Raw genomic sequence first — 16,797 nt, 5'->3', positions numbered from 1 at the left:
GCCGGTGCGGTTCGGTCGTCGCAGGTCGCTCTGCCGCGATCGGCCGCTTTCAGCGCGGCGGAGCGACTGGGACCTTCTCCCCGCGCCAGTGGGGATGCACCCACTGCATCCCGACCACCCCGATGCGCGGCGTCCTGTTGGCGTTATGCGGGGGACGGCCAACACCCACGCGGCTGTCGTGATTTGTCCCCTTGAAGCGAGTAGTGTCGGTCATTGTCGGAACCACGTGACCGAAAGGGAGACCCCTGATGTGTCGACCTAAACCGGGTAACCGGTGCAGCGGGTGCGCCACGAAAGCATTGACCGCTGCGAAGAACAGGCTCGACAAGGCCACCTCCTTGTTCCAGGAGACAGACGCTGCTGGCGGGTTCGATATGGCACCGGCGAAGCGACGCCGGGCGGAGCAACGTGTCGCGGACTCGCAGCTGAACATGCTGCACGCGACCCTCGACTACGACGCCTCCCCCGCTGGGATGGGTGAGCTGCGGAAGTCATTGCAGGCACTAGACGACACCGATCCCAAGACCAAGAAGGCCCACGATCGGCTAACTCGGCGGTTGGAAGGAGCACAGGCGTTGCGTGACGACCGCGCCCGCCTGGTGGCAGCGATGCCGACCGCGAAGGCCGCTACACCGCAGGCATCAGCAGCGCGATCCCGGCTGGGCCGCGCATACGCGGCGCTCTCGCTGGCGACGGCCCGGTCCCGGGCAGCTACCGGGCCGAACTCTGACGCGGAACAAGCCGTCGTGAAAGCCCGACGAGAGGCGTTCTCTGCCGACGTCGCATACCGGTTCGCGCAATCCGAGGGGACCCCCGACCCGGCTCACTTGTCCGCAACCGAGGTGCAAGCCATGCGCCGCGCGACACCCGACAGTCAGCGGGCCGTTTCGGCGATGTCGCACATGCGAGCTGCGGTAGCCGCCGGGCATCACCAGGACGCGCCCACCGGGGAACTCGAAGTGTTGGAACGACGAGTGCACAACGACCTTGGTTTGAACGAGCCCGCACCAGCAGAGCGCGACGACCCAGCGAGAACAACCCGTGAGGGCAACCCGCAGGGCCGAGCACGAGCAACCAGCAAGGGGAAGCAGGGCGTTTTCCAGTCTGGGTCGCGCGGATCACGCCGGAGCGGTCGCATCCTCGACAAGGTTGAGAACGCGATCGGCGACGAGCTGGACGCGCAGCCGGGACGGCAACAGTCCGGGACTCCGATCCTGCCTGGCCCTGTCTAAGCCACCAGAGCTGCCAAGGTCACTCTTGGCCACCTACCAGCTCTCTGTGTGGTCGGCACGGGCTTGCAACACCTTCACGGGTGCGGCTGAGTTCTTCGGCCCCGGCACGGCCCGGTAGAGGTCGCCCCACAGCTCCTGAGGTGGCCGTCGAACGCTGCCTGCCTTCCGACGTACCCGGTCGGCTATCACTCTCCGGAGCGCGGCTGCTTCGTCTCCTGCGCTCTCGATGCGCACCCCGGTGACGTGCTTCTTGCCGATCACCTCGTTGAGGCCGCCGTGGACCTGCGCGTGCCGGATAGCCGCAGCACGGTCGCTGTCCGTTTGGGACTTCGCGGCGGCACGGGCGCGTGCCGCCTTCTTGGCGGCCTCGCGAGCCTGTTCATCGCTCTTCGCGAGTAGTGCGGCCTCTTGCTCGGGCGTGAGGAGACCGGGCAGGGTGCCCTCCTCGTCATCGTCATATGGGGCACCTGAGATGACGTCATGGAACGATGCGGTGGCTTCGATCAGGTCCCACCCCTTCTCGTCTTCACCGTCCTCGCTGTCGGGTGCAGGGTCGGGGACCGGAACGTCGAGGTCGTCCCCCTCGGCCGGTGGCGCCAGCACATGGTTCCGTTCGGTTTCCATCGCAGCTGCCAGGCCGAGTAGCCGGGTTACAGCAGGGAGGAACACGGTCGCTGTCTCGCCTCGCCGTCGTGCCCGCACCACACGGCCCACGGCCTGGGCGAAGAACAACGGGGTGGATGCGGTGGTTGCGAACCCGAGGACTGCGGCCCGGGGCACGTCAACACCCTCCGACACCATCCGCACAGCGATCAGCGCCTTCGCGTCAGGGTCGTCACGGAAGTCGTGGATCGCGTCTGACGCGGCCGGGTCATCCGACAAGATCAGTGCCGGGCGGTACCCGTTCACCGACTCCCACACGTCGGCATACGCGCGGGCAGTGTCCTGGTTGGAAGCAAGCACCAACGCCGCAGCATCAGGGATCGTCCGGGCGCGCAGCTCGGTTAGGCGGTGCTCCATCGCTGCGAACACGTGCCCGATCCATTCACCATCCGGTGACAAGGCAGCCTTCCACGCTTGTTCCTCGGTGGACCTAGTCAATGTTGGGTCACCGAGCATCGCCGCATAGGTCTCCCCTGCCCGCGATGACCACGAGGTAGACCCCGAATACGACGCGAACACGACCGGCCGAACCACCCTGGCTTGCAACGCTTCCCGGTACCCGTAGGTGAAGTCGGCCACCGATTCGAGGGTGCCAGGATCAGCGGGCGGTGGAACTTGCTGGTAGGTGACGTGCGGTATCCGTGAGTTGTCCGACCGGAACGGTGTGCCAGTGATCCCGATGCGGTGCCGGGCGTGCTCGAAGGACTCCACCAGTCCCTCACCCCAGGAGTTCTGGTCTCCTGCATGGTGTAGCTCATCGAACAGGACGACGGTGTTGGTGGTGCGGCAGCGGGCGTCGAATACTGCCGGTGCTTGCGCAACCTGGGCGTAGGTCGCGACGACACCGTCTGCGTCCTTGGGGAGGCGTTCCCGGTTCGGGGTCGCCCGCAGGTCGAACCCGGCATCGGCCGCAGCGGACACCCACTGGTTCCGCAGGTGGTCCGTTGGGGTCACGACGATGAGACGGCGAACACCCTTGTTATTGAACACGTCCCGTGCCAGCGCGAGCCCGAACGTGGTCTTCCCAGCACCGGGGGTTGCGGTCACCAGGAAGTCACGGGGGTAGGTGTCCGTGAACTGGGTCAGGGCCTGTCTCTGCCAGGCACGCAAGGGCTGAGTCACGGCCACCACGGTAGCGGCGGAGGCGGGTCACCCACGGCTGGCTCAGGTCGAGTGCGGAGTCTCCGTCCTGCTACCTATCAGTTGGCCGCACAGTGTCAGTGCCCGCCCATAGTGTCGTGTCTGTCGGAACATCAAACCCAGATTCATGGAGGGCATTCCTATGTCATGTTACGAATGGGAGCACGGGACGATCACACTGCCGTCAGCGGCGGTCGCACCGTTGAAGAAGGCGTTGCGTGAGCAGCACAACCAGAAGGTCACAGCAGTGACCGCTCAGGCCAAGAACTGGCACCGGAAGCACACCACCCGATCACGTGACGTGTACGAGAAGCGGATGGTCAGCGCCCGATTGGACTGCCACGTGGAGTGCATTCTGCGGCAGATGCTGCGCCGAACCAAGTCGGCGCCTGTCACCCCTACACAGGCCGATGCGGCAGCCGCCCGGTTCACTCGGGCGACGAACCGGACCACGTACTTCCCCGTGTATGACGACCAGGGGTATGAGGCAGGGTCGATCACTTTCGACGGTCGCAATGTCACCTGGTCGGTGGACGAGAACAATCACGCTGTCGAGCACGCCCACGACGGGCCTACCGGGACGCTGTTCTTCTCGATGCTCGAACGAGTCTCGTTCACGCGGGGCGCAGGTGGGGTGATCGTCGGGAATGACGAGTACACACGCGACGACACTGAACCCGGTGGCGGCGGGAACTACATCACACACCGGTACGGCCCACTCGGAAAGCACACTGACAGCTGGCGGTGACAAGCTCGAACCTGGTTGTTCTCCAACAGGATTCGCCTGTTGGAGCGCAACCGTTCGGTCTTCTCTGACCCTACCGGCGCAAAGAACACACCGCAGCCCACACGAATACCGCCGCACTGACCACTCGCACGCCTGCCCCATTACCTACCCCACCGCCTCTGTTTGCTGGGGTCGGTACGGGCGCAGTTTCGAGGCGTGACTTTGGAGCTTCGGGGCCGCTGTCCAAGAGTCTGTCGAGGCCCTGGATCACGAGGTCTATCAGCACCGCTCCCGATACCGCTATGGCATAGTCTCGATCGCGCCCAGCCACGCCGGTGATGACTCCGAACAGTGCAGTGACAACGATCAGCGCCTGCAAGCTCCTTGGAGCGGATCGCATCGTCACGTGGGCTGCGAAGAAGACCGCTGTCCCCAAGCCCCATGTAGAAAGCGCGGCTGCTGTCTCGTTTCCCGGTGAACGGCCGAGGAACAGACCTGCGCCCACGAGCAGCACTTCGCAGGCTGTGAAGGCCACCGCGAACTTCAATCTGTGGCGCAGGTTGCCTACGAACCACAGGCCCGCTGCGGCTAGGACCGCGGCTACGACGACGGCTGCCAGAGCCGTCGCGATGAAGTCCACGACGGGGAAACTCGCCTCACCTGTGGCGACCACGGGGTCTGCCCAGTGACGCAGTGTCACGCTTGCCTACGGTTGTCTCCCGGGGAGACGCTTGGCCACCCTGGTCCGGCGAGCATGTTGTCCGCTCCCCTGCCGGTCTTGGCTGCGTGGGCAGATGCCCTTCCGGCGAGTCTGTCGGCTGCTTCGTTCAGTGCGTGACCGTTGTGTCCCTTGACCCAGGACAGGTGGGTGGCGCCGGTCCGGTTCGTCTTGGTGGCGTGCAGCGCTTGCACGAGTTCCTTGTTCGCGATGGGCTTCCCGTCCTTAGTGGTCCACCCGCGGCGGGCCCACCCGGCAGCCCATTTCATCGCGACGTTCACGACGAACTCAGAGTCGCACAGCATCTTCACCGGCACATCATCGGGGATTGCGACCAGGGCACGATATGCGGCGGTCAGTTCTGCAACAATCGAGGTGGCATGTGTCAAACTGCCGCATTCCCAGCGTGTTTCGCTGACTACCCATGCCCATCCGGCTGCACCTGGGTTCCCGCGGCTGCTTCCGTCTGTAGCGACAATCACGACGTCATCTGTGCTCACGTCCGTGACCATACCGGTTGCGCAGGATCACCCCGCGCTCCACAGGGACTGTCTGTGGTTGCGTGTAGCGTCACTCGCTGTCGGAACAAATCACGTAACTGCCAAGCACGGGAAGGTGTTCCTAGTGACTGAACACTCCACGACCCGCCCACTTCCCCGAACTGGACGCATCGCAAGGAAACTCACACGATGGCTGCCTCCAATGCTCGTGGCCGCGTATGCCGCCGCCCGCGCAACCAGTGACACGCGGCCGGTGTTGCAGCTCATCGCCGGGGCAGCAATCGCCCTACTCGTGGCCGCACTCACAACCCGAGACCACCGCTCCATGACCGCACGACACCCGATGAACGAATTTTGTCCCCGCCAAGAGGTGGGTTCCATGACCGCCCGCACGTACTATCGACAGTAGAGGCACCACCCGGCGCCTCCCGGAGACACCAAGAAGGAGGCGCCCAATGCTTCACATCTTCGCTTACCTGGTGACCGCCGCCCTGACGGTGGCTGCGGTCCGCTCGGAGTTCTTCCGGGCCAGCCTGAACCCCTGGAAGGCCCAGTACGCCCGCGGCGGCATGGGACCGCTGCTGACCAGCCTGGGTTGGTTCGTCGTGGTCTACACGTTCACCCGGTGGGCCCTTGGCCCGACCGTGGCGCTCGTCCCGACCGTGATCCTGCTCGTGGTCGCGGTTGCCCCATGGGACCGTCCGCGCAAGACCCTGCCGGACAGCATGTCCGTGCAGCACGGCCCCGTCGAGTACGGCAAGGTCGCGCCGATCCCGGCAGAGCCTGGCGAGGCACGCGACCAGCATGCTCTGGTCGCACCGGCCCCGGTCCTGACCAACACCGACCAGGAGACGTTCGAGGACCTGGCACGCCGGTTCAACCAAGACTGAGCCCATCCCCGCTGTGGAACCGCAGCGAGCACGGATGAAGCGCCCCACACGAGTTTGTGTGGGGCGCTTCATGTTTCGCCTGTCGCCGTAGCAATTGCCGGACGGATGAGCGCCTCAGAGGCCGCTGTCGTCGGTGCGCGCCTTCAATCGGTCGAGGTAGGTTCGCGCGATGCGCAAACGCGTGACCTCAGGCTCGTGTGCTTCGGATGCCCGCGCCCTGAGCGTGGCCACCGCCGCATCAATTCCGTCGTTGGCTTCCTGCTGGGGTGTGCGTCCCTCGGGGCCGAACGGTTCCTTACGTGCCTTCTTCGGGAGTCCCGAGAGGGCTGCAACCACATCGCATATTGCGACTGCAACGCCGCGCGCTTCCTCTTGGACCGGAATCGACCACCCGTGCACCGCTGCTGCGGCCTCTGCGGCTACCTGCGCGTCTGTGTGGCGCCCCTGCGACCGAAGCGCCTTTTCAGCAGCTATCAGGACCGGCGCGACCGCGTTCTTGCTCTGTGCCGCATCATCGAGAATGTGGTTAACCCACGCTTGTCGATCCCGGTTGGCCCTTCGTTCACGGACGGCAGCGGACTCCCTCTCAGCTCTCTTGGCCGCCGCTTCATCCGTGACCGTCGCCGCGTCCCGCCGTTTATCTTCGTCACGCGCCTGAGCCAGCACATGCCGGGCGACCTTCAAAGGGATCGGTCGTCGTTCACCAACAAGCTGAGCAACGGCCGCGGCCAGCTCCTCCTGCGCCGGTTGCGGGTCCGTCGCGTATTCCCTTTTCGGAAGAAACGCGATGATCGTCGTGGCGATCGCCGCCGTCATCATCACCGCTGCGATCCAGCCCGCGACTGCTCCCAACAACCAGTTCGCTCCGACACCGGCACCAATGATGAGACAGAACACGAAAGTTACGACGAAGACGGCCCCATCGCCCGGCTCTGGGACGTCGCGTTCGACTTTGATCAGCCGTAACGGGTTACCAGGCTCGACCTGCACGTAGTAACTCATCCGCCGGTTCCTTTCTCGATGACGGCGATCGTAGCGACTCCGCCCCTTCGGCCAGTTCGCAAGAACAACTGCCCCGCATGGTGATTCAGGCTGCCTCAGGCGGGTGGGAGCACGTAGTCGGCGTACACGCCCATGTCGAACAGGAACCGGTCAGACACTTCCTGCTGGGTCTGTGCCGGGTCGCGGTGTCGTGCACGGTCCAGTAGTTGCCCCAGTCGGCTGCGGCGCCGCCACACGTGCTCAGGTCGGGCCAGCATCCACTCACGCAAGGCCCGCACCTGCACCAGGTGCACTTCACGATCCATTACGCCTCCGGTGACCGGGTCCTCCGCGCCGTAGACCGTCAAGGTGATGACGTCGTTCGGCATCTGCATGCGGTCGTTGAACACCAGCACCGGTTCGACGGCCGCCTCCGGCAGGCTCAGCGCAACCTCGACCTTGCGGGCCTCGAAAAGTGGCGCGGCAAGCCGTTCGACCAGCCAATCAGCGGACCCGTTGATGCGGTACTCGATGAACTCATCGCCGCTCTCGTCAAGGATCGAGGATTGGGTGAGCTTCCCGGCCCAGTTCTTGGAGTCGAGCACGAACACACCGGAGCGCCCGATCGCCAAATGGTCAACGTCTGCATGCGTGCCAGGCAATGACCGAGAGTGCAGCACCGACCATTGCGCGGGCAGCTCTGACAGGACATCGCCAGTCGTTTGCTCCGCTTCCAACCCTGCGGCGACGTTCTCCGGCGTGAAGTCATCCTCCGACGGGATACGCGTCGGCAGCGCACGACCGGCCCGGACGCGCATCCGGCCACCGCCGAGACGGGACCGGACACGTGCCACAGTCACCTGCCACAGCAGCAGGGCGCCGGTGCGCCACACGATGACGCCGACGACCCAGGCGACCGCCAGCAGGCCGCCTTGCCACGGCCACACCAGCGATACGGCTCCGGCGACCAGGCATCCGGCGTGGCCGACCAGGACGGTGACAAGTCGTGACCCGTTGTGCCGTTCCGTCATGAACGCCCCAGCAGCTGCCGCAATCGCGGCGATGATGACCCCTGGGTTTGCAGTAACGGCATGCCCTGTCATTGCGGGCAGAACCCACACCACGATCATGACTGTGGCCAGCAGGGAGGCGTTCGCACCCAGTGCAGCCTTGTTACGGATCGCAGCCTGCGCCGTGAAGCCGAACACCACGATCAACGCGGCGAACACCAACCCGATGAGCGGGCCGAGTGTGATCGCCGAGAGCAGGTACAACACCACCAGCGGCAGCGCCCATCGGGCGATCCTCCGGTCAAATTCGAGTTGCCTGTTGATTCGGTCACGGACCTGCACCAGGCGCAGTAGCCCATTCCCAGCGACTGCGTCGCGGCGGCCCTTGCGGGTCTTCGATCCGGTGCCCATCAATGCCTCTCAGTGTCTCTGTCACTGCTGTGTGGGTTGTTCTGACACCCCACACGCTACGGGTCGATGAGGGTCACTGGTACCCGGGTTTGTTGCCCCGTTGTCTGATGACATAGGTCGGGGTGGCAGCCGCACAATTTGAAGGACACACCCATGCCCTCGGGCGGCTACCACCCCTTGTATCCCCGCAACTCGCGCCGCCGCACTCACCACAAGCGCGAGGGTTTCCCTATTGCCAGTCTTGGGGACAATCAACACCCATGGTGGGTGTCATGCTCTGACGGCCCCGTTACCTTCGGGCCCGCTCTGGTGGGGGCGGCGGTGCTGCGACTTCGATGTCTCGCAGCGCCTCCTGAACCTGTTCTTGTTCAACGCGTTTCAACGCGCGAGGCTTGCGGTCCTCGCGTTCCGCGGCACGACGTGCGTTCTCCTTCGCCGCGAACTCGTCTCGCCGCTGCCGGTCGCGTCGCGTGGTGTAGGTCGGGGCCTCACCGGACCGGGTTGCCCGACGGGTTGAACCGTCGCGGGCGCCGGTCCGGTTGACCGTCCCAGCCTTCAAACCGTCGATGCCGCCACGGTCTCTGCGGGCTGCCAAGCCACCCGCTGCGGCGCCCTTGGCTGTTGCGGCAACCCCGGTCCGTGCCGCTGATGCAGTTCCCTTCGCAGCCCCCCACGTTCCGGAAGCAACTCGCTGTCCTCGGCTGGGCCGGTTCTCGTTCGCTTCCGCCTGCTGCTGCGCGATTTCCTTGTCGTAGGCCGCGGTCTCTTCCTTCATGAATCCAGACAGTCGCTGCTTGCGCTCGTCCTCGGTCATCTTCTCGCGGTCCTTCGGCTTCAACGCCGAGAACCGGCTCGCTGCCCGGGCCTTGATCGCCTGCTCGCGGGCGGGACCGCTGACCCGTGACTTCTGGTCGCGGCGCTTCTCCATGGAGTTGCGTCCCGCCGCGACGCCGCGGTTGGCGCCGCGGAATCCTGCTGTGGCTGCACCTGCGGTCGCGCCTGCGAGGACGCCACCGCCGCGGCGGGTCGTCACGCGTGCGACGTTGCTCCCGGTGCGGCGGGTCGTTTGTCCGGCGCGGGTGACGTGCTCGGTCGGGTCGAACATGTTGTCACCGCCCATGTTCGGGGTGAACGCGTCTTCCTGCGCGGCCTTGACGAGACGGAACATCGCGATGATGAGGACCAGCAGCAGCAGGCATTTCCACCCGAGCGCGATGTTCGATTGGGAAAGGATGGCCGACACGATGACTGCGCCGAGCAACTGCACGAGTCCGAACACGAACCCGAGGATGCTGGACTTGGCCCAGGTCTGCATCAGTGACCGCAGGTATTTGTGGGTGGCCGGGTATGCCGCGGCGAGGCCGACGATCGGAAGGGCGAGCAGCAGCAGGATGGGAACGGCGTTCCATACCAGGGACAGCAGGCTGGTGATAACCACGACTGCGCCGACGAGCAGTGCTGCGACGGTGCCGCCGATCGCGCCGGTCATGCGTGAGGATGCGTTGTCGCCACGGAACGAGTCCCAGTCACCGTACTTGCCGTTGACATTCGGGCCAGGTCTGTTGTGGTCCTGCGGTGCCAGTTTGGAAAACACCTGGTAGTAGAGCGCGAACTGATCCTTGTTCGGGTCCAGTGCGTGGCTTCCGTCAGCTGACGGTGTTGGGTTCTGCGGGGGCGGCGAACTCGCCTTCTTCCCGCGCAACAGGTAGTCACCGTCGTTGCTGAACGCCTGGGCGGCGAGCAGCACGATCCGCAGATCCTTGGTGCCAGTGGTCGACCAGGTCTTCTGTCCTCCATCGAACTGGCCGGTCTTCACCTTGGGGTTCCACCCCGTGATCGGGTTCAACCCCTTCTGCCCGAACATGACCTGAGACCAGGGCTGGAACACCATCGCCTGCCACAAGCGGCAATCAACCACTCGTTGCGCGGCGTTGGGCTGCCCCTTCGGCAGGTAGCACGGGTCGTTCACCGAGGAGGACCCAACGACCTGGGAGGCGATGAATGACAGGGCCGACTCACGTGTGTCATTGATGGTCGCTGCGGCCCAATAGAAGTTCGGGTCCTTCCCGGTAGCTACCGGGGTCGATCCGGCGGTGTTGCTGAGTTTCGTTGGTGCCAGCAGGAACCCGACGAGCAACAAGGACCCGAAGACCCAGCCGATGCCGGTGATCGCGGCCCGGGTGTTGTAGCCCTTGAACAGGACCCAGAAGCCGCTGAGGATGACCATGATCGTCGCACCGGGAATGAACAGCTGGTCCCGCATCTTGCCGACCGTGGGCGACATCGTCTCCATGATCTGCAACAGCGGACCCGAGTCCGCGGCGCGCTCCTGAATGCCGATCTGGCTACCGGTGATGAAGCGGTCAACGTCGAAGACTTCTTGCGCCATCAGATTCATCATGTAGCGGCTGATCGAGCACGACCGGGCGTTGCCCTTGTTCGACAGTGCGCTGGCCGAATACAGCTGCGTGGTGGTGGAGAACTTCTCGCCACGCATCCCGAAGCGCTCGAACACCGTGTAGGGGCCGGGCTTACTCGGGGAGGCGTAATACTTGTTCGGCGGCAGGAACGACGACTCGCCACCGACCGATTCCGGGGACACGTTGTTGTAGGTGCTGTCCACCATGCACTGGATGTTCGGGATGATCCCCGCGTGTGCGGTGGTCTCCGGGACCGACATACTGACCGATACCCCGATACCGCCGAGGAACAGCACCGCCAGCAACATACGGATGGCTTTGCGCCAGTACCGGCGCACCGAGTGGTGCCGGTGCGGGCGGGGTGTGGCCTGGGGGCGCACGGTCTGCCCTGAGGGGCCAACACGGGTCACTCCCGTCTTGACCACTCGTGCGATGACATCTGATTCGGGGATGTCTTCACGGGTGCGGGGTCGCCATGTCACCTCCCCCGCCATCGCGATCGCAGTCATGTCACTGCTTCCTTCCGGTGGAGGTCAGGCCGCTGTCGACGGCGGTGTCATCCGCCATTTCGCCGGTGATGGTTGCCGCCGCGGGTGTTTCACTCGTCGGGGCATCGTTTGCCGCGCTGAGTTCGGCGTCCATGTGGGCGCGGTCCTCGTCGGTCAGCTCGTTCACATGGAGGTCCTTTTCGGCCTCGGTGATAGCGACGTACACGTCGCTGCCTCGCATGAAGGACCAGTCGTCGGGGTCCGGGCTGATCGGCGCGGACTGGCGGATGGGACGAGTCTTAGGGTTGGTGTCGGTGGCGGCCAGGAACTCGGTGAAGACCAGGTCGACTTCGACGGTGGCGACGCGACTGTCGACGTCGCGCATCATGTTGACGCCGGTGCGCATGTTGCCGCCTGGTTCGTTCTCGTGCCGGAGGGCGTCTGCGGTGCGGGCGTTGTCTTCGCGGCCAAGCAACGGGAGCACGTTCCTCGCCTCCCGCTTGGTCTTTTGCAGGTAGGCGAAGATCGTGTGGAACTGGTTACCGGAGGCTTCGACCGCGCCTTCCTCTTCGATCTGCGCGAATCGTGCTGCCTGCTGGTCGATCATCCAGACGACGAAGAAGTACGACCGGCCCTGCGCGAGCGAGGTGAGGAGCATCTGTCGTCCGGCGGGCAACGCACTGATCGCGTACGCCTCGTCCACGAACATCAGCTTCGGGCGCAGACCGGGTTTGCCGGTCACCGGGTTGGGCTCTTGCGCGACCTCCAACATTTGCGAGGCCATCCGGGTGACGAGATACATGATGGTGGTCGTCAGCCGGTGCTCCCCATTCCAGTTGTCCGGGTTGGGGTCCTTCGGCAGGTTCATGCCACGGGTGGTGAAGATCGTGCGTCGGCGGTCAAGCGCCCCGATGTTCCGCGGGTTTTCGGCAAACACCAGGCGGGCATAGGGCGCCCCACGCAGGGTTTCCAAGATCGCTGCGGCTGTTTCGAGGTTCTTGGTCGTCTCGTAGTTCGCGTCGTGGCTCTTGGCGTGATCCGCCTGACGGATCACGTCGTTCACGATTGCCCACATTGACGGGCGCGGCACGCCAGCGGGGTCTTGGTTGGTGCGGCGGGCTTCTGCGACCGCTTCGTCGTGCGTCCTCTTGGCGTTGTTGATCGCCACCGACAACGGGTGGCGGCACAGCCCGTAGTCGGCGCGGCCGAGGAACATCTCGAACACCGTCTGCGCCAGCAGGAACCCTTCGCTGACGGTTCGCGCGAGCTGGAAGATTTCGAGGATGCCGTCTTCGGATCGGGCGATGTCGATGATCTGAGAGTCAGCCCAGAACCGCGGATTGACCGGCGTGAACTTCGAGCCTTCCTCCGGCTTGCCGAGGATGCCACGGTCGAGTTCGTCATCGAATCCGGGCTCATTGACCTGCGGTCCGAAGCTGATGTAGAGCACGAACTTGCCGAAATCGACCTTGGGGTCGATGGCAACTGTCCGGACGCCAGACTCCGACTCCATGAAGAACTTCAACAGCGCGAGGGTGGACTTTCCGCCGCCAGATGCGCCGACGGTGCCGACGCCACCACCGGACTGCCGTTCCGGTCCAACATGCGTGGAGAAGTGCGTGGGCACCCCGTCGCGGGTTGTTCCGATGTAGTCACCGACAAACCCAAGCAGCTCTCCGTCACGACCGGGCTGTGGGTTATCGCCGACCTCGGACCCTGTATTGGGGAGTCCGATCGCAATGACTTCACTTTCGTGCAGTCGCACGAACGGGGCTACGACGGTCAACCCGCTGGGGGCATCCCCTGGGAGCATCGCTTGCAGGGCACGCCACTGGTACCGAGGCGGGCGAACGAACTGCCGGTCGAGGTCGGTCTTGATCATCTGCCGAACGTCGCGCTGCAACTGCTCCATCTCTTCAAGGGAGTCCGCTGACAGTTGCAAGATGATCTGGGATTGCAGACCCGGGAAGGGACGGTTATCGAGGTCAACGACAAGCTCTTCGGTGCGCTGCCGCTGTTCGAGCATGTTGGAGTCAGGCTCCCGACCCGACTTCCGCATGTCAGCGATTTCCTCTTTGAGGTCATCGCGCATGTCCTTGGCATCATCACGGAACTCCCGCGGCGGGATGAGGTTGGTGCGCACGCACACCTCAATTTGCTCCGGTCGCTGCGCCATCCACCGAATCCATGCCCGATCAAGGTTGAACTTCTCCCGGGACGGCCAGGACGCGGCGACAAGGAACGTCGTGTAGGACGTCTGCGTGGTGCCCTGCATCTCTGGCGGGGCATAGGGGTCGTCCACTGTTTGCCGGAGCACGAGGTGCGTCTTGGACTTGTTCTCGCCTTGCAGGTTCGCGACGAGCTGGAACTGTCCGTCACCCCACGGCCGCGACGGGAGGTAGTCGACCACCCCGGGCATCAGGTGCCCATGCATTGGTTTGCGGATCAACCACAGCAGGTCATCACGCGTCATGGGCGAGCAAGCGAGGGTGTTCAGCCGGGCCAGCAGGTTATCGACATCCCTGTGCCACACCTTGATTTGATCGCGGCCAATGGACTCGGCGTGGACGCCACTGATCTGCTCGTCCAAGGCTCGGTTGATGGCCGCTTCACCACGCGGGGTGACGGTGGCGATCTTGACAAGGATGTAGACCTCAGGGCGGGTCGTCTGCTGCGCTTCGAGCAACGCGGCATGACGGTAGGTGATCTTGTTATACATCTCCGTCGGGTCCCACGCTGCGACGATCTTCTTCTCCGCCCACTGACCGGTTGTGATGGGGCGGTGAGTCACCCTGACCATGGCGGGGACCGGCTTGTCGCCTGTGGCGAGTTCCTGCACGGCTATGTTCGCCGCGACGACCTGGTCGCGAAGTTCGGCCTCTGACAGCTGTTCGTCGGTGATCGGCAGGAGCCGAACCCCGGTCCACACAGAGTTGTCGAATACGAAGAGACGGTCGTCGGCGTACCGGTACGGGAGCCGACGTGTCTCCTCTCGGGACGTCCGGTCACTGGCACCGTCGCTGTTGCTGCCCTTGGTCTTCTTTGGCGACTCGTCCGGACCAGTGGCATCTTTCGCTTCACGCCTTTTCTTGACCCACAGGGCACCCCCGAACGCGGGTACTCCGATGAAGATCAACACGAAGAGCGGGAGGAAGGCGATCAAAACGGTGTCCTTGGGTGGTGAGACAAGGGTGTGGGTGTGGGTGTGTCAGCTGCGTCGGTCGGGTTCCCAGAGGATGACCTGCCAGGTCACGTGGGTGGGTTCGGTGTCTTCCCCGTACCCGTTGAACGTGCGGGGCTGCCGCCAACGCCAGTCGAAGTCGAGCAATAACCAGTGCCCTGGCTTCATCGAGTCCGGGCGAAACTTCTCCCAGCCCATTCCGGTGATGACGGCGAACACGACCGCGAGGAGGAACCCGATTGCTTGAATCCAAACGGCTCCGAGCAGGAGACCCAGCAGGATCGCGACCGTGAACGTCACGAGACCAACCACGAATCCGACACCCAGGGAGGGAAGGTAGACGCCGGGCAGCCGTATCTCGTTGAACGTCCACATGCGCTTAGCACGCTGCTTGATGTCCGTATGGTCGAGTGCTTCAATCGCGCGGGTTGGCTCGTTCTCTGACATTGGTGAGGTCACCTCCTATCGCAGTGAGTCGAGTCGGGGTTGTTACGACGGGACTCAGCCGAGGGACTTCGCCATCTTCATGATGGCTCCCGCGATCGCGGCGCCTCCACCGATCAGGATGATGCCGCACAGGACGGTGCCGCCGCCGCTGATGGCTTTACGGATGCCACCTTCGCCTGCGAAGAGCAGGCGCACGCCGAGCACGATGATCGCAATGACCGCGAGGGTGCCGCCAATCGCGATGAGCTGGTTCTGAATACTGCTGAGAAGAGATGCCATGTCCGATTCCTCCGGTGAGCGGGTGTGTAGGTCCTGCTGTTCTCATTGTGCCATTGGTGTTCGTCACGTCGCATCATCCCAAGGCACGCTCGTGAATCGCCTGCTACTTCTTCTTCGGCGGCGTCTTGGCCTTGGTCGTCGTCTTCGGCTTCGGCTTCGGCTTCGGCTTCGTCTTCGGCGGGGCCGACTTCGAGGGAGTCGACTGCCGAGGAGTTGGTGTGCTGGATGGTGACGGTGTTGACTTCGGCACGCCCGGATTGCCCGACCCGGAAGGACGTTCGCCGGTAACGGTGTTCACTGCGCCTGCGGCGATGTCTTTCACGAACCAGTGCCCGTTCGAGCGTGACAGGGTGACCCGATAGCCCTGGCCTGTCGCACTGTTTCCGTTGGTGCCCTTCATGTCGACGGTGACGTCGGCCTCGACCGACATGCCGTCCTTGTAGGTGAACGACTGGCTGGCGCCCTTGTCGTGCACCGCGCCCTTCGGCGGGTACACCGTCACTGCCTGGATTGTCGGGTCGGTGTATGCGCCCGAGAGACCAGTGGCTGATGCCTGTGACGCGCCGGGGAGCAGGAACTGGGACAGGTTCGAGCTGGACGAAGTCCAGGCCGTGAAGAACTGCGGCATGAAGTCCGCCTTCAATGTCGCGCTCAGGTCAGTGTCGGCCGTGCGTGTCTTGATCTTGTCCGGGTTTACCGTTCCCATCGGTGGCAGCGGAAGAATCCCGACCGCGCCCACGACCCTGGGGTGCGTGCCGTTGGTGCTGTTGCCGAATGCAACGGGCACGGTGTAGTCACCTGCGGTGCCATCACTCAGCGTCACCTGCATGGTCAGGTAGTAGCCGCCCGGGACACCCTCGATCTTCTGAGCTTGCCCGGTGGGTACTGCCGCAACGACCTGCCGATCGACGGAGCTGCCACCTGGATCGCACGAAGTGTCATCAGCGCCAGCGTTCATCGCCTGGTACGCGGCCTGCCGCTTCTGCTCCCTGGGATCAGGTTCACTGTCGGAGCGCTCGGGGTACCGAGTGAGACACACGTCGAGATATCGGCTCGCGAACGCTGCGCCGGATGCGGTGTCGAAGTCCGACACGTGGTACTTCGCGAGGTCATTGGTTGTCACGTTGTCTTTGTGGGCCAGTGACCTGGTGGCGCCCACCGCCAGGTACGAACCCGCAGAGCAACCGCCGAGCAATGCCAACACCCCGGCGCCGATGAGGATGTAGCGGGTAGCGACCGTGACCTTCCGGTCATTGTGCAGCTGCTTACCCGGTGCTGGAACGTCAAGGAGAGCCTGCTCCTTCTTGCTCTGCCCTTCCTTCTCTGCGGCCGGGGTCTCAGCACCGGTATTGGCTTCCGCCCTTTTATCTTTCGGTTTCCCGAGGCTGATGCGACGTGACCGCTTCGTCTTCTTCGCAGTCACCGACTGGTCGGTCCCGCCGCTGTCCTGCTGGGGAGCTGGTTCCTGGGGTGCCAGACCGGTGCCCTGCGGCGGAGGTTGCCGGGTGACGGTGCCGCGGACTGGGGCACTGGTTGGGCCGGGAGCTTTGGTTGGGTCCAGCGGCGGCGGGACAACCGGGTGGCTGCCCTGCGGCGGGGCCTGCCGGATCGGTTGGCCAGCCATGGGTCCACCCTGGTAAACCCGCGGGGCAGTGTTCCCTGCGGTGTTGCCGGGCTGACCATTCGATGCCGCGGGCTTTGGGTTGCCAG

12 protein-coding genes are annotated in these 16,797 nt (G+C 64.3%); 3 read left to right on the top strand and 9 right to left on the bottom strand.

What is annotated here, in order from left to right; all coding sequences use genetic code 11:
* Nucleotides 1–338 precede the first annotated feature (338 nt).
* Complete coding sequence (locus tag ACZ50J_RS21880) at nucleotides 339–1,232, top strand: hypothetical protein (protein WP_464301519.1); 894 nt, start codon at nucleotides 339–341, stop codon at nucleotides 1,230–1,232.
* Nucleotides 1,233–1,265: 33 nt separating this feature from the next.
* Here ACZ50J_RS21880 and ACZ50J_RS21875 read toward each other — a convergent pair whose 3' ends face one another.
* Nucleotides 1,266–3,017 (bottom strand): DEAD/DEAH box helicase, encoded by a 1,752-nt coding sequence (locus ACZ50J_RS21875; RefSeq protein ID WP_464301518.1) that lies wholly within the window; start codon nucleotides 3,015–3,017, stop codon nucleotides 1,266–1,268.
* A gap of 160 nt (nucleotides 3,018–3,177) precedes the next feature.
* Between ACZ50J_RS21875 and ACZ50J_RS21870 the strand changes: the two genes are divergently transcribed.
* A complete protein-coding gene (locus ACZ50J_RS21870; protein ID WP_464301517.1) occupies nucleotides 3,178–3,783 on the top strand; it encodes a hypothetical protein in 606 nt (201 codons plus the stop codon).
* 675 nt (nucleotides 3,784–4,458) lie between these two features.
* Here the strand turns inward: ACZ50J_RS21870 and ACZ50J_RS21865 are convergent.
* Nucleotides 4,459–4,980, bottom strand: coding sequence for a ribonuclease H family protein (locus ACZ50J_RS21865; RefSeq protein WP_464301516.1), 522 nt, complete (start codon nucleotides 4,978–4,980; stop codon nucleotides 4,459–4,461).
* Between the two features lie 455 nt (nucleotides 4,981–5,435).
* Between ACZ50J_RS21865 and ACZ50J_RS21860 the strand changes: the two genes are divergently transcribed.
* Nucleotides 5,436–5,870, top strand: coding sequence for a hypothetical protein (locus tag ACZ50J_RS21860; RefSeq protein ID WP_464301515.1), 435 nt, complete (start codon nucleotides 5,436–5,438; stop codon nucleotides 5,868–5,870).
* A 114-nt stretch (nucleotides 5,871–5,984) separates the two neighbouring features.
* Here the strand turns inward: ACZ50J_RS21860 and ACZ50J_RS21855 are convergent, their stop codons facing one another.
* The 7 genes from ACZ50J_RS21855 to ACZ50J_RS21825 all read right to left on the bottom strand — a co-directional run bounded on the left by ACZ50J_RS21855 (nucleotide 5,985) and on the right by ACZ50J_RS21825 (nucleotide 16,711).
* Entirely contained in the window at nucleotides 5,985–6,872 is an 888-nt protein-coding gene (locus tag ACZ50J_RS21855; protein ID WP_464301514.1) for a hypothetical protein, read from the bottom strand.
* A 95-nt stretch (nucleotides 6,873–6,967) separates the two neighbouring features.
* On the bottom strand, nucleotides 6,968–8,272 hold the full coding sequence (locus ACZ50J_RS21850) for a nuclease-related domain-containing protein (RefSeq protein ID WP_464301513.1): 1,305 nt from the start codon (nucleotides 8,270–8,272) through the stop codon (nucleotides 6,968–6,970).
* A gap of 289 nt (nucleotides 8,273–8,561) precedes the next feature.
* The gene (locus ACZ50J_RS21845; protein WP_464301512.1) at nucleotides 8,562–11,201 is read right to left on the bottom strand and encodes a hypothetical protein; all 2,640 of its coding nucleotides are present in this window, start codon (nucleotides 11,199–11,201) and stop codon (nucleotides 8,562–8,564) included.
* A gap of 1 nt (nucleotide 11,202) precedes the next feature.
* Nucleotides 11,203–14,343, bottom strand: coding sequence for an ATP-binding protein (locus ACZ50J_RS21840; protein WP_464301511.1), 3,141 nt, complete (start codon nucleotides 14,341–14,343; stop codon nucleotides 11,203–11,205).
* 45 nt (nucleotides 14,344–14,388) lie between these two features.
* Nucleotides 14,389–14,808, bottom strand: coding sequence for a hypothetical protein (locus ACZ50J_RS21835; RefSeq protein WP_464301510.1), 420 nt, complete (start codon nucleotides 14,806–14,808; stop codon nucleotides 14,389–14,391).
* A gap of 54 nt (nucleotides 14,809–14,862) precedes the next feature.
* Nucleotides 14,863–15,087, bottom strand: coding sequence for a hypothetical protein (locus ACZ50J_RS21830; RefSeq protein ID WP_464301509.1), 225 nt, complete (start codon nucleotides 15,085–15,087; stop codon nucleotides 14,863–14,865).
* 103 nt (nucleotides 15,088–15,190) lie between these two features.
* Nucleotides 15,191–16,711, bottom strand: coding sequence for a conjugal transfer protein (locus tag ACZ50J_RS21825; RefSeq protein ID WP_464301508.1), 1,521 nt, complete (start codon nucleotides 16,709–16,711; stop codon nucleotides 15,191–15,193).
* Nucleotides 16,712–16,797 lie beyond the last annotated feature (86 nt).

It is taken from the genome of Flexivirga sp. G2, assembly GCF_055397625.1.
The sequence above is the reverse complement of the archived record's forward strand: the minus strand, read 5'-3'. Positions and strand labels throughout refer to the sequence as shown.